General features: G+C 69.7%; 9 protein-coding genes and 1 pseudogene. 4 read left to right on the top strand and 6 right to left on the bottom strand.

The genetic code is table 11. The features are described from left to right. Positions 1-178: 178 nt before the first annotated feature. Positions 179-1,879 (bottom strand): type I-E CRISPR-associated protein Cse1/CasA, encoded by a 1,701-nt coding sequence (gene casA / locus AC07A6_RS37320; RefSeq protein WP_478780097.1) that lies wholly within the window; start codon positions 1,877-1,879, stop codon positions 179-181. Between the two features lie 278 nt (positions 1,880-2,157). Then, positions 2,158-5,040, bottom strand: a complete 2,883-nt coding sequence (cas3, locus tag AC07A6_RS37315; RefSeq protein ID WP_478780096.1) for a CRISPR-associated helicase Cas3' — start codon at positions 5,038-5,040, stop codon at positions 2,158-2,160. A gap of 1,455 nt (positions 5,041-6,495) precedes the next feature. Between cas3 and AC07A6_RS37310 the strand changes: the two are divergent. Beyond that, positions 6,496-7,272, top strand: a pseudogene (locus AC07A6_RS37310) (IS5 family transposase); the annotation flags it as partial. Between the two features lie 9 nt (positions 7,273-7,281). Here AC07A6_RS37310 and AC07A6_RS37305 read toward each other — a convergent pair. Beyond that, on the bottom strand, positions 7,282-7,749 hold the full coding sequence (locus AC07A6_RS37305) for a DUF5959 family protein (RefSeq protein ID WP_478780095.1): 468 nt from the start codon (positions 7,747-7,749) through the stop codon (positions 7,282-7,284). Positions 7,750-7,867: 118 nt separating this feature from the next. Between AC07A6_RS37305 and AC07A6_RS37300 the strand changes: the two genes are divergently transcribed. Together AC07A6_RS37300 and AC07A6_RS37295 are read left to right on the top strand one after the other, a co-directional pair. Then, positions 7,868-8,203, top strand: a complete 336-nt coding sequence (locus AC07A6_RS37300) for a hypothetical protein (RefSeq protein WP_478780094.1) — start codon at positions 7,868-7,870, stop codon at positions 8,201-8,203. Between the two features lie 196 nt (positions 8,204-8,399). Then, positions 8,400-9,428, top strand: coding sequence for a phytase (locus AC07A6_RS37295; RefSeq protein WP_478780093.1), 1,029 nt, complete (start codon positions 8,400-8,402; stop codon positions 9,426-9,428). 27 nt (positions 9,429-9,455) lie between these two features. On the opposite strand, the gene AC07A6_RS37290 is transcribed toward AC07A6_RS37295, so the two are convergent. Genes AC07A6_RS37290 through AC07A6_RS37280 form a run of 3 tightly spaced genes read right to left on the bottom strand, consistent with a single transcriptional unit; the run spans position 9,456 to position 12,470 of the window. Further along, positions 9,456-10,295 carry an ABC transporter ATP-binding protein gene (locus tag AC07A6_RS37290; RefSeq protein ID WP_386273698.1) on the bottom strand — a complete coding sequence of 280 codons (840 nt, stop codon included), beginning with the start codon at positions 10,293-10,295 and terminating at the stop codon, positions 9,456-9,458. A 1-nt stretch (position 10,296) separates the two neighbouring features. Next, entirely contained in the window at positions 10,297-11,409 is a 1,113-nt protein-coding gene (locus AC07A6_RS37285) for a FecCD family ABC transporter permease (RefSeq protein ID WP_362465489.1), read from the bottom strand. Beyond that, a complete protein-coding gene (locus AC07A6_RS37280; protein ID WP_362465486.1) occupies positions 11,406-12,470 on the bottom strand; it encodes a FecCD family ABC transporter permease in 1,065 nt (354 codons plus the stop codon). Before AC07A6_RS37280 ends, AC07A6_RS37285 begins: the two co-directional genes overlap by 4 nt. A gap of 160 nt (positions 12,471-12,630) precedes the next feature. Between AC07A6_RS37280 and AC07A6_RS37275 the strand changes: the two genes are divergently transcribed. Next, the gene (locus AC07A6_RS37275; protein ID WP_478780092.1) at positions 12,631-13,653 is read left to right on the top strand and encodes an ABC transporter substrate-binding protein; all 1,023 of its coding nucleotides are present in this window, start codon (positions 12,631-12,633) and stop codon (positions 13,651-13,653) included. Positions 13,654-13,762 lie beyond the last annotated feature (109 nt).

The raw sequence follows: 13,762 nt of genomic DNA, 5'->3' as shown, positions 1-13,762 counted from the left end.
CGGTTCCCAGTTTTTTTTTTTTTTGTGTCTTCTTTCTTTCTCGTCTTCGCCAACGGGCAGTGCGCCCCCTGGACCAAAAGGGCCCCGCTGCCCACCCCCCGCCCCCCCCCCCCCGCCCCCCCCCCCCCCCCAATGCGGTGGGTCTTGTGGCAGCTCGGAAGAGCTGTGGATTGTCGCTCTAATCGCTGCCGAGATGGGCGCTGTCGCGCCGGAGGGCGGCGGCTCGGTGCAGGATCTCTGCTCGGCGTTTGAGGAAGGAGGCCTCGGCCAGCGGCACGCGATGCATGCGCTCCGGCTTCCCCTCCCCCTGGGGCAGGCTTCTCCCCGCGAAGGCCCCGACGGGGACTGCCTGCAGAAGGCGGTCAGCGACCTCCCAGCTTCGGCGCCAGGCGAGCTGTTCCCATGCAAGCTGGCCGGCTTCGATGCGCTCGAGGTCGGCTACCCCCCTCATCCCCGTCAGCAACCTTCGCACCAGAGGGTCCAGGGCATGCAGGACGAGTTCGCCGGGGCGCTGTCCTTTGTCCCAGGGGATCGGGTCTGTGCCGAGTGCGCGCCGCAGGTCGGCCGAGAGATAGTTCACTGCCGTCGCGAGCTGTTCGGCTTGTTCGGCTACCTCGAGGAGGGCGGAGCGTACGTCGCTGTCGGCTTCGAGGGCTGCCAGCGGCAGGGGCAGCGCGTCGAACATCACGTCGTCGATGACAGCCGATTGGTTGCCGTACGCGACACCGTAGAGTTCCACCCGCAGCGGGTAGTCCTCGCCCAGCTCGGGCATGAGGCCACCTGCCTGGTCCAGAACCTTGCTGGTGGCGAACCCGCTCGTCTTCTCTCCAGCCTCCCGGGACTGCCTCTCAGGCGCCAGAAGCGCGTCGAGCCCGCGCCACGTGGCTTTCCCCGGCTGGAGGCGCAAGGGACGGCGGGGGGTGGCATCCTTGTGTTTGGTCGTCTTCCGGCCGCTGGTCGGCTCCACACGCCACATGGTGTGCGGTTCGATCTCGGGCGTATACGGCATCCGGTCCCCTGCGGCAACCAGGACCCGGGCCACCCGCAGACCTTCCTCCGTCATTTCCGGGAAGAGACGGATACGACGGGACTGCCAGGTCCATAGGTCCAGGAGGCCAGTGGGGGCTCGTGTCTGCCACTGGGGGGTGCCGACCGGACGTGCTCCCTGGGGATCTCGTCTTTGCCACTGCGGGAGGTCGGTCGATGTCGGTGGGGCTCCGACCGGAATGTTCAGCAGCAGGGTCTCGAACAGTGTCCTGCCGGCCAGTAAGGTGACTCCCATCTGGCCGAGGGGCGAGGTGGGGTTGCCCGTGGTCTTTCCTGCCTTGGCCTGTGGGTCTCCCACGGCGCCTGTCTTGATCGCCGCGGTGTCCCAGCACTGCGTGTGCAGCAGCCAGTGCGCTGCCTGCGGCAGAGTCAGCGAGAAGGTGTCGCCCTCCGTACGCGAAGCGAACAGAGGTACGTTGTTGCCGACGGCAGCGGTCGCGACGATCAGCCCGGCATTCTTCGTCTCGCCTTTCGCGGTGGACAGCCCTGCGACCTGAGCGAAGGGCTGCACCGGATCGAGCAGGTCGAACAGTCCTTGGTGCACGTCCAGATACTCCTGGAGTTTGCAACGCTGTTGCGGCGACCACTGCCCCCTGGAGTACCAGTTCATCCACTCGCGTTCATCCGCCGGGCGACCCAGTGCGGCCACCACGATGGGGAGCAGGATCTGCCGGAACACAGCCGGCTTCTGTGTGGCAATCTCCACCACCAGGTCGCCTAACTGGTGCGCCTCCAGCAGCGCTGTGCGCAGGCAGCGTTCCTGTGCCGGTTCTCCCGTCACCGACGGTAAGAGCAGCCAGGAATCGTCCGTCAGGGAAAAACCATGCGTCATCGGAACCCCTTGATGGAATCTCTTCTGTTTACGCTAGCAGCAGCCTCGATGAGCACGGGTGCATTCTCCTCAACCGGGTGCGACAATCCAGTGGTTGACCCCGCAAGGACATGGTCAGGACAACCCTGGCGGGGATGGTCCCCTCTTCTGTTTGCACCACAGCTCGGGGCTCACGTCGTCCCCGCTTCAGGCGGGGGTACCGGGCAGCCGCCGGGCTCCGGCCCGGCGGCTCACCGCGTTGCCCGTGGGCGATTGCCGCCGCGATCGGCCATCGCTCTCTACGTCTGCCGCAGCCCGAACTCTTCGTCGTACGACACCGTGAAGTCGCCCACACGAGCGGTGCGTGATGCGTCCAGCACCAGCGCACGAGTCTGTCTCAGCCATGGATGGCCGTGCCATCCGGGCAAAGGACGCAGTTCCAGGGCGGGTTCTGTGAGCTTGGTGGGCAGCCGAACGATCGATCCGAGTACCTCGTCCAGCACGTCCGGTGCCACATCTCCGTTGACGCTCAGGGCACGCCCGGCCAACGTCCGGAAGACAGCGTCATCCTCGTCCCGGACCACAAGAACGACCTCGACGGATTCGTCGCCGTCACGCACCGCTGCTCGCAGCGAATCGTCATGGCTGCTCGCGGCAGATCCGCCAGAGTGCAGACCCGCCAGGGTGCGGCGCTCATGCTCGCCATGCTGAGTCAGAAGGAACTCTCGTGCCACCTCGGCGCGCTTCCGATCCCGGTCGTTCTGCTCTCTCGCGGCAGCCTCACTGGCCTCTTGCCACGTTGTGGGCAGCAGTGACGCGTCCATCCCGTACACCTTCTCCACCAGCCCGGGTACGTCTCCAGGAACCGACCATGTCTCGCCCTCACCGGGCAGTGCGGCAGCAGTCCGCAGCAGCAGATGGCGTCCGTAGATCGCCTCGCTGGCGAAGGTGAAGGCCGGCTCACGGCCTGCGCACCATTGGAGGCCGGTAACGAACACCTTGGGCATTCTCAACCGTGCCGGACGCCACGTCCCTTCGTGCCGGTGCAACCGTCCGATGCGTTGCAGCAGAAGGTCGACGGGGGCCAGATCCGTGACCAGCAGGTCGGCATCAACGTCAAAGGACTGCTCAGCGAGCTGAGTCGCCACCAGGATCAGCCGTCCTCCCCTAGGCCGCGGCGTCTGCGGCCCCAGAAGGCGCAGGCCCTCTTCCGTCAGATCAGCACGTCGGGCGACGGTGAAGCGCGCGTGCACGAGACGGACGTCGGCGCTTCCGAACCGGCTGCGCAGTTCCTCGTAGAGACTCTGCGCTCGCGCGACGGAGTTGCGGATGACCAGCGCGGTTCCTCCGTCGGCGAGTTCGGCCGCCAGGAGATCACCTACTGCCGTGTCCGCCTCGCCCTGCAGCCGCTCTCGTTCGGCGCGCTTGGATCTCGGGCCCGGCAACGTCTCAGGCATGACGCGCACCTCCACAGGGATGTCCTCGCGCCAGCTCTCTGTCGCTTCCACGTGGAACTGCGCCTGCCCAGTGGCGGGCAACCACGCGGTCGTAATGTTCGGATAGCCTCGCGGACCCGGAACGTGCGGCTGGAATTCCTCTTTTGACGCGGCGCCGGCGAGATAGGCCTCAAACAGTGCCTGCCGCTGATCGGGGGCAAGAGTCGCGGAGAGAACGACCACGGGAACGCGTGCCTGACCCAGCCAGCGCAGCGCTTCCCCCAGAAACTGACTCATGTACACGTCGCATGCGTGGACTTCGTCCAACACCACCACCTTGCCCGCAAGCCCGGCCATCCGCAGCATCACATGCCGTGTACGGGTCGCCGCATACAGGAGCTGGTCGACGGTGCCCACGACGAACGGAGCCAGCAGCCCGCGCTTCGGCCCGAGGAACCACTCAGCGGGAGCCTTGCGCTCCTGCTCGTCACACCCTTCATGCCGGACGCCGTAGGGGTCGTCGTCCATCCCGAACTCGTCGACTCCCTGAAACGCCTCGTCCGCGGATGCTCCCGCGTTCTCAAGCAGAGCCTTCCACTCGCGGTTGAAAGCCCTCTTGCCGTGCAGCAGTACCACCCGGGAGGCAAGGTCCGGGTCGATCGCCTGCAACCACCTTCGAGTGCGAGTGAACATCGGATCGCTGGTCGCCTGAGTCGGCATCCCCACAAAGACGCCGTCCGCACCGAACCTGGCCGCAAGGACTTCCGCTGCTGCCTGAGCAGCCTCCGTCTTCCCCTCCCCCATGGGAGCTTCGATCACCATCAGACCCGGAGCACCCATGCTGCGTGCAGCGTCGACAACCATGGACTGCGACGGCCGCGGCGCGTATCCGAACCGATTCCGGAACGCTTCGGGCGCCAGAGCGGTCAGTGCCCCCCAGCCCCGCTCGAGTCCCAGTGCGCTCCATGCCGAAGCAGCCCGTTCACGGGAAGCATCCAAACTCACCCGGCACAAATCGTCCAGGCCGTGGAAGAAGCGTTCGTCGCTCGCAATCCAGTCCGCCATGACCACCAGACCACTGAGCTGCAACTGCAGCGCCCTCGACGGAACCGCCACAGGCTGCATCTCGCGGAGGCTGCTGCACCCCAGCTCCCGGGAGAACACATCCAGCACCGCTTGCTGGAGCGGACGCCAGGGCCCCCTCCCCCTCAGCTGTCCCTTGCCCGTCTTGGGCTCCTGAATGTCCCTCAGCGACGGGAACGTACCGTGATGGCCAGCCACCAGAGGCCACACCCAGTCCACCTGCTCCGAGCCCCAGCCGGCCGAATTCAACAGTTCACGCGCCAGCAACCCGCCGGCCCAGTCGTGACGCCAGCGCCTCTGGCTCCTCACCCCCGCCGCAGCACTCGACTCAACCCAGGCCAGCCCCGACCGCCGCACCGCCTCCGCGCCCTCGGACCACAGGCGCTGATGCACCGGCGTCGCCTTGCCCAAATCGTGGACCCCGCACAACCAGGCAAGTAACAGTCGTCCACGGCCCGGCCCGGCAACAACATCAAGGGCCGACCGCGCCGAAGGGGCAAGAAACCTGTCCCACAGCAACTCGGCAACCGCAGCGGTGTCCAAAAGGTGCGCCATCAGAAGGTTCGTGCTGCCCGCAGCCCGCTCGCGCGACTTTCCCCACAACGACTCCAGAGCCCCAACGACACAAGGCTCATATCGCTCATGCAACTGCCGCAAATCCATCAGGCCTCCGCGAACGTCCGAAGAACACCCAGAGCGTAGGGGCTACTGCTGACAACGCGGCTTGACCTGCGAAAACCTAACCTCCCAGCTGAAACCATCAAGCTAAGGAAGCCAGCACCAAAGTCAGATCTAGCCTCCGCCGAGGTTTGGAGCAGCCCATGGACCAACACCGCAGCTGGGGGATCGACACGTTCAGCAGAGCCCGAATCGTGCTGAACACCGCACCATCCCCGCGGGCGCGGGGTCGCCCTGCAAACGGCCTCGGCGCTACGTCCCAGTCCCGGACCATCCCCGCGGGCGCGGGGTCGACTTGCGGGTCCGTGGCCTGCCCGTGGACGAGGTCGGACCATCCCCGCGGGCGCGGGGCCGACGACCGGCTGGTCATCACGAACCGGTGTCCCACCGGACCTTCCCCGCGGGCGCGGGATCAACCAAGGCCCGCTGTAGGCGGGGTTGTCGACGCTCGGACCATCCCCGCGGGCGCGGGGTCAACCGCTCCAGGACCTGCCTGGGGAGGCTGGTGCGCGGACCATCCCCGCGGGCGCGGGGTCAACGACGCCTTCCTCCTCGACTCGGGCCTCACCGTCGGACCATCCCCGCGGGCGCGGGATCAACACCAAGGGCTTCGACTGTTCCAGCCTGGTCCAGGGACCATCCCCGCGGGCGCGGGGTCAACGACGGGCTCCGTATGGACGCGGACATGGGCACCGGACCACCCCCGCGGGCGCGGGGTCAACCCGGAGTGCGGCTACGGCTGGGTGCCCGTCGTGGGGTCATCCCCGCGGGCGAGGGGTCAACTGACCAGTGCCGACGTTTCGGGGGAGACCGTGCGGACCATCCCCGCGGGCGCGGGGTCAACTCCGCCACCAACGTGCACTCGTTGGGACTGGCCGGACCATCCCCGCAGGCGCGGGGTCAACACCGGGACCGGCCGCCAGGTCCTCATCGGCGACGGACCATCCCCGCAGGCGCGAAGTCAACCGTGACGCGCGTGCTCTGCTCAGCCCGGACGACGGACCATCCCCGCAGGCGCGGGGTCAACATCTCCCGCTACTTCGCCATGCCCGAAGGAGGGGGACCATCCCCGCAGGCGCGGGGTCAACCCCCGCAGCGCCGACAACGTCGCCGTGCTGAGCGGACCATCCCCGCAGGCGCGGGGTCAACGCTTTCTGAGCTGGGGGTTTCTCGGCCCAGGTGGCTGTTCTCGTTTAGTTGCGTCTGGGGGCGGGCCGAAAGGATCAGCCCTTCGAAGTCGCAGGGCTGCCAGCGGGCGCAGCTTGCGGTCCGTACGGCCCACCCTTGTTCGTTGGCGGCGGTGCGAAAAGGATAGCCCGACCTCGGCGATCTCAGTCGAGTCTGCGGCACGTGCAAAGCCACCCACCACGGCAGAGGCGGCCTACGACATCAGCCATCCGGAAGCAGGCTGTACGCGCTTGGGACGAGGGCAAGGCCGGGCTGTACCCCCAGCAGGAAAGAATCCGCTCACGGGAGCCGCTGCTGCCCAAGGTTGAGCGCCGGACCCGGCACCCTGGGCGCAAGCGGCATCCGAACCGGCTGATGTTCCAGGGCACCCTGTTCGTGCTGCACACCGGCATCTCCTGGGAACACCTGCCGCAGGAACTCGGCTTCGGGTCGGGCATGACCTGCTGGCGGCGCCTGGCCGGGTGGAGCGAGGCTGGCGTCTCTGGCCCCGGCTGCACGAGGTCCTCCTCGCCAAGCTCCGGAGCGTGAACGCTCTGGACTTCTCCGGGGCGGCCGTCGACGGCTCCCACATCCGCGCGTTAAAGGGGTCTCCAAGACTGGACGAAGCCCTGTCGACCGGGGCAGGACGGGAAGCAAGCACCACTTGATCACCGACGCCACCGGGATCCCGCTCGCCGCCACCCTGACAGGCGGCAACCGCAATGACGTCACCCAGCTGATCCCGCTGCTCAGGCCGTGCCGCCAGTGCGGGGCAAACGCGGCCGGCCGCGGTGCCGCCCGGACGTGGTCCTCGCGAACCGTGGCTACGACCACGACAAGTACCGCCGCTTGGTCTGGGACCTCGGCGTGAAGCCACTGATCGCCCGCCGCGGCACCGAGCACGGCTGCAGTCTGGCCGCCCAACGCTGGGTCGTGGAACGCGCGTTCGCCCATCTGCACTGGTTCCGCCGCCTGCGGATCCGCTGGGAGATACGAGACGACATCCACGAAGCCTTCCTCACCCTGGGATGCGCACTCATCTGCTGGCGACGCCTGAACTCACTGCCAGTAGCCCCTTGGCCGAGGCGTTGTCACCACCTCGTTCGGCCACGTCTGCCGGACCCGTCCGAGCTGCTCACGCTTTTCGTCCACCCAGCCTTCCCCCGGATCCAGGACGACGCGGACCGAGACCCCGGACTCGCCACCGTCGTCCACCGTGACGATGGGACGGGGCACCGAGAATTGCCGGTCGATATCAATCCGGATCTCGGTCTCGCCCATGGCCGTCCAGCGGATGCCCTGCCTGTCGGAGAGCCCATTCAGGGCCGTTGACCAGTCGTCCATGACTTCCGGCGACAAGCACAGCCCAAGGCGCCCGCTGACGAAGACGCTCGTGATGACGAGCTCGGCATCAAGGTAGTCGTTGTACGGCGTGTCCCCGGGCCTGTTCCGCCCCAGAATGCGCACCCGGACGCTGCCGTCCGGGTCGATCAGACAGATCAGGTCCACGCCCTCTACCTCATCCACACATCCTTCCGCCCCCCTACGTTCCTGATCATCATGCACGAGTCGCAAACTGGCCCTAACCCGTATTTCGTTAGGAGTTCTTAGGCTGGCGGTGCAGCAGGGACTCCGGGAGGCCGCCGTGTTGGTTCACGCTCGCGAGCACCGCTTCCACCTGGAGCAGGACGGACACTCGATCACCGCGGTGTTGAGTGCCCGGCGTCACCGTGCCGCCGTGCTCGGCGACGGCAAGGTGGTGTCGGCGGCGCGGACTCGGCGCGGTGCGACGACCGAGCTACGCGGAGAGACCGCCGACGGCGACGGCGGCGTGCACCCCTTCACGGTCCGGCTCGGCCGCCCGGACATCCCCGGCAAAGAGGCGTGGCCCCCGGAACCCTCACCCCCACCCCGCGACCCCGGCGCACTGCTGACCCGCTGGCGTGCCCGCTGCCGCCGCGGCCGGCGCCGGACCGGCTGAGCCGCCGGGAGCAGCGCGGCGGCGTCGAGACCGGCCCGTGCGGCTCGCGGGCCGCCGCCCTGCCGCGGACCGTGGGGGAATCGTGGTGGCCGTCCCCGGCGGTGCGCGTCGGCGGGACGGTTCAACTGCCGTTAACGCGCCGCTCGCCGGGCCTCCCTAACCTCCCCCTGTCCATCACCCGACCGAGGGGAACCCGGTGTCCTCCACCACCTCCGCAGTCCGCGCCATCGCACTGCCCGCCGCCGTCCTGGCGGTCCTGGCCCTGCCCGCCTCCCCGGCGTACGCGGCCGCCGTGTCCGTCACCGCCACCGTGGAGACCACCCCGGTCTCGCACAGCGGCGACGCCGCCGACGACCCCGCCGTCTGGGTCCACCCGACCGACCCCGCCAAGTCCGTGGTCATCGGCACGGACAAGAAGGGCGCGCTGGAGGTCTACGACATGACGGGCGCCCGTATCCAGCGGATCAGCGGCGACTACGGCAACAACGTCGACCTGCGCGGGAACATCGTCGTCTCGGCGGACGACGAGGCCGCCGGCGGCAACGGGGCCATGCACGTGTACCGGATCGACCCGGCCACCCGGCAGCTCAAGTGGCTGAAGGACGTGCCCACCGAGGTCACCGCGCATGGCATATGCCTCTACACCTCGCCCGCCTCCGGGAAGCTGTACGCCTTCCCCAACTCCACCTCCGGCCGCGTCGAGCAGTGGGAACTGGGCGTCAGCGGGGACACGGTGACGGCGACGTCGGTCCGCCTGTGGGACGCGGGCTCCGCCGTCGAGGGCTGCTACGCCGACGACACCACCGGCAAGCTCTACCTCGGCGAGGAGGACGTCGGCGTGTGGGTGTACGGCGCCGAACCCACCGCCGGCACCGGCCGCGCCAAGCTCGACTCCACCGGCTCGGGCGGCCACATCACCGCCGACACCGAGGGCATCACCGCCGCCGGCAACCGGATCTACGTCTCCTCCCAGGGCAGCAACGACTTCACCGTGTACGACCGCACCACCCGGGCCTACCTCGGCCGCTTCTCCGTCGCGGGCGGCAGCGCCGCCGACGACTGCGAGGACACCGACGGCATCGACGCCTCCGCCGCCGACCTCGGCCCGGCCTTCCCGCAGGGCGTCTTCGTCTGCCAGGACGGCTCCAACGGCACCCCGGGCGGCAGCGGCAACCAGAACTTCAAGTTCGTACCGCTCCAGCGCATGACCGCCCACTTCGGATGACCGGACCGGGCGCCGACAGCGGCGGGGTCAGACGACCTCGCTGCGACGCCCGCCCTCCGGGATGACCAGCGGGGTCCCGGCGACGGGGCACTCGATGACGGCCGCGCGCAGGCCGAAGACCTCGTGTACCAGGTCCGGGGTGACGATCTCCGACGGCGGCCCGGCGGCGACGACCCGGCCGCCGCGCATGGCGACGAGGTGTCCGGCGTAGCGGCACGCGAGGTTGAGCTCGTGCAGCACCATGACCACCGTGCGGCCCTCGGCGCGGTTCAGCTCCGCGACGAGTTCCAGGACGTCGACCTGGTGGGCGAGGTCCAGGTAGGTCGTCGGCTCGTCCAGCAGCAGCACGGGCGTCTGCTGGGCCAGCGCCATCGCGATCCACACGCGCTGGCGCTGGCCCCCCGACAGCTCGTCGATGGAGCGGGACGCCAGCTCCAGGGATCCCGTCGCCGCCAGGGCCGCGTCCACCGCGGCCTCGTCGGAGGAGGACCACTGGCGCCACCACCGCTGGTGCGGGGTGCGGCCCCGGGCCACCAGGTCGCGTACGGAGATGCCGTCCGGGGCGCTGGGGGTCTGCGGCAGCAGCGCGAGCCGCAGCGCGAACTCCCGCGCGGACAGGCCGGCGATGTCCTCTCCGTCCAGGTGGACGGCGCCGCCGGCGGGCTTCAGCAGCCGGGCCAGGGCCCGCAGGGCGGTGGACTTCCCGCAGGCGTTCGGGCCGACCAGGGCGGTGACCTTCCCGGCCGGGATGTCGAGGTCGAGGTCCTCGGAGACGATCCGGTCGCCGTACCCCAGCCGCAGCCCGGCCGCGGTGAGCGTGGCGGGAGCGGTGCCGGTCGGCTGGGTCTCGGTCAGCGGGGCGGTCATGTCAGCCTCCCTTTCCGGCCCGGTTGGTACGGGCGAGTAGCAGCAGCAGGTACGGGGCGCCGATGGCGCCGGTGAGCACGCCGACGGGCAGTTCGGTCGGGGCGAGCACGGTGCGCGCCCCGAGGTCGGCCAGGATGAGCAGGACGGCTCCGGTCAGCGCGCTGGTGATCAGCGGGATCCCGGCGGTGCCGGCGAGCCGCCGGGCCATCTGCGGGGCGCCCAGCGCGATGAAGGCGATCGGTCCGGCCGCCGAGGCGGCGAGCGCGGTCAGGCAGGTGGCGAGGACCAGCAGCACGATCCGCGAGTGCCGCAGCGGGATGCCGAGGCTGCGCGCGGTGTCGTCGTCGTACTGGAGCAGCTGGTACGGGCGGGCCAGTGCGAGCGTCAGCGGCAGCAGCACGGCCAGGGCGAGCCCGGCCCACTGGACGTGCTCGTAGCCGCGCCCGTTGAGGCTGCCGGTCAGCCACACCATCGCGCGGGACGCCTGGTCGATGTCGGCGCGGGCCAGCATCCAGCGGGTCAGCGCCATCAGGGCGCCGTTCGCGGCGAGGCCGACGAGGACGAAGCGGTAGCCGGTGATGGTGCCGTCCCGGTACGCCAGCAGGTAGATGACCGTCGCGGTCAGCAGGGCGCCCGCGAGCGCCCCGAACGGGACCGCGGCGAAGGTGCCCGCGCCCGCCGCGGTGACCCCGCCGACGAGGATGGCGGTGACCGCTCCGGCTCCGGAACCGGCCGCGATGCCGATCAGGTCGGGGCTGGCCAGCGGGTTGCGGGTGACGGCCTGGAACACCGCCCCGGCCAGCCCGAACGCGGCCCCGACCAGCAGGGCCGTCAGGGCGCGCGGCAGGCGCAGCTGGTGGACGATCAGGTCGGCCGACCCGGAGCCCGTGCCGAGCACGGCGGCCAGTACGTCGCCGACCGGGATCGCGAAGGTGCCCATCGAGACCGAGGCGATCAGGCCCGCGAAGCCGACGGCCACGAGGCCGGCGACCACGAGCGCGACCCGGGGACGTACGGCCACGCCGACGGGCCCGGCCTCGAACCGCAGCCGTCGCCCGGACTCGGGGCGGACCGTCCCGGCCGCCGGGGCGGCGGTGGTGCTCGTCGCGCTCATCGGGTGTGCTCCTTGAGCTTGCCGCGCTTGACCAGCAGCGCGAGGAACGGCGCGCCGAGCAGCGCGGTCACCACGCCCGCCTCCAGCTCGCCGGGGCGGGCGACCATCCGGCCCACCACGTCGGCGGCCAGCATCAGCGAGGCCCCGCCGAGCGCCGAACAGGGCACCAGCCAGCGGGCGTCGGGCCCGGTGAAGGCCCGTACGACGTGCGGGACGACGAGGCCGACGAAGGTCACCGGACCGGCGGCGGCGACGGCCGCACCGGTCAGCAGGACCACCGCCAGCGCGCCCAGGGCGCGGGTGGAGCGGACCGGCGTGCCGAGGGAGCTGGCCAGGTCGTCGCCGAGGGCGAGCGAGTTGAGCCGGCCGCTGAGGCCGAGGGCGAGGACGAGCCCGACGAGGACGAACGGCAGCAGCTCCATGCCGAGTCCGGCGTCACGGCCGGCCAGGGAGCCCACCGCCCAGAACCGGTACTGGTCCAGGGTGCGGACGTCCATGAGCACCAGCGTGTTGGTGCCCGCGTCGAGCAGGACGGTCACGGCCGCGCCGGCCAGGGCGAGTTTGGCGGGGGTGGCGCCGCCGTAGCCGGTGCCGCCGACGGCGTAGGCGATGAGTCCGGCCAACGCGCCGCCGAGGAAGGCGAACCAGATGTACTGGTACGAACTCGTCAGCCCCAGCACGCCGATGCTCGCGGCGACCGCGAACGAGCCGCCGGCGCTGATGCCGATCAGGCCGGGATCGCCCAGCGGGTTGCGGGTGATGTCCTGCGCCACCGCGCCCGCGGCACCCAGTGCGATGCCGACCAGCAGCCCCAGGAAGGTTCTGGGCATGCGCAGTTCGCGGATGACGACGGCGTCGCCCTCGTCGCTGCCGCCCATCGCGGCCAGGACGTCGGAGAGCGGGACGGACTTCGTTCCGATCGCCAGTGAGGCGCACACCATGGCGGCCACGAGCGCGAGCAGCACCGTGAGCACGAGGGTCCGCGACAGAACTCGTCGGGGTGGCGGAACAGTTGGGGCGGGGACCGCGGCGGCATCGGCGGTGACGGGCTTCAGAGACACTAGGACAAGGTAAGGGATGCCTAACCGAATTCACGCCTCGGACCCCACCTGGATTTGGACACGAAGAGCCGCTACTGTTCACATCGCATTTACTCAGGCAAGCCTTACCTAAGAGTGCCTCACCTTCAAGCGTGCGCTCCCTCTGGAGAACTGAGAACCGATGAACAGCTTCACCCAGCGTCGCCGGCCGGGCCGGATCGCCGCCGCCTTCCTCACGGCGGCCATGGCCCTCTCGCTCGCCGCATGCGGCGGCAGCAGCAGCAGCGAGGACGCCAAGCCGGCCGCCGAGGGGTCCAAGCCGGCCGCCGCCGAGTCGGCGGGCTTCCCGCGCACGATCACGCACGACAAGGGCAAGACCGAGGTCAAGTCCAAGCCCAAGCGCGTGGTGGCGCTGGACAACAGCCTCGTCGAGGCCGTCGTCGCCCTCGATGCGCCGCTGGTGGGCGGCATCGGCGCCTACCGCGACCAGAAGGGCTTCCCGGCCTACCTCGGTGACGCGGTGAAGGAAACCAAGGACGTCGGCCCGCTCGACAACCCCAACCTCGAGGCGATCGCGGCCCTCAAGCCCGACCTCATCGTCTCGGCGACGGTCCGTCACGCCGACTTCTACGACCGGCTGAGCCAGATCGCGCCGACCGTGTTCGTCAAGACCACGGGCCCGATCTGGAAGGAGAACATCACCTTCCTCGGTCAGGCGCTGGGTCAGGAGGAGAAGGCCCAGGCCAAGCTGACGGCCTACCAGACGCGCGCCAAGAAGATCGGTGACGCGATCAACGCCAAGGGCGGCGGCGCCAACGGCAAGCCCACCTTCTCGGTCGTCCGCTTCGTCGACGGTCCGACGCGCATCTACCTGCCCAAGACCTTCAGCGGCATCATCCTGAACGACATGGGCCTGACGCGTCCCGAGAACCAGCGCGACGAGGTCAAGTTCAACATCGAGATCAGCGAAGAGCAGATCCAGCAGGCCGACGCCGACCACATCTTCATGACCAGCTTCTCGGGCGGCGAGGAGCGCAAGAAGAAGTTCACGGCCAACCCGCTGTGGCAGCGCCTGAACGCGGTCCAGAAGAACCAGGTCCACGAGGTCGACGACTCGATCTGGATGACCTCGGTCTCCCTCCAGGGCGCGGACATCGTCCTCGACGACCTGGCGAAGGCCTTCCAGGTGGACCCCGCCAAGTAGGCGGAGCCCGCCCCCTGATGCCGACGGCCCCGGGGGGGGGGGGGGGAGGGGGGGGGAGGGGGGGGGGGGGGGGGTGTGGGGGGGGGGGGGGGGGGGGGGGGCGGAGGGG

Source organism: Streptomyces sp. NPDC044002 (assembly GCF_056434525.1).
Note: the sequence above shows the minus strand (reverse complement) of the source record. Positions and strands in the feature narration are given on the sequence as shown.

What these genes read in the sequence shown, in the direction of transcription:
- casA (WP_478780097.1), bottom strand. Translation starts at nt 1,879, where the DNA reads ATGACGCATGGTTTTTCCCTGACGGACGATTCCTGGCTGCTCTTACCG.
- cas3 (WP_478780096.1), bottom strand. Translation starts at nt 5,040, where the DNA reads ATGGATTTGCGGCAGTTGCATGAGCGATATGAGCCTTGTGTCGTTGGG.
- AC07A6_RS37290 (WP_386273698.1), bottom strand. Translation starts at nt 10,295, where the DNA reads ATGACCGCCCCGCTGACCGAGACCCAGCCGACCGGCACCGCTCCCGCC.
- AC07A6_RS37285 (WP_362465489.1), bottom strand. Translation starts at nt 11,409, where the DNA reads ATGAGCGCGACGAGCACCACCGCCGCCCCGGCGGCCGGGACGGTCCGC.
- AC07A6_RS37275 (WP_478780092.1), top strand. Translation starts at nt 12,631, where the DNA reads ATGAACAGCTTCACCCAGCGTCGCCGGCCGGGCCGGATCGCCGCCGCC.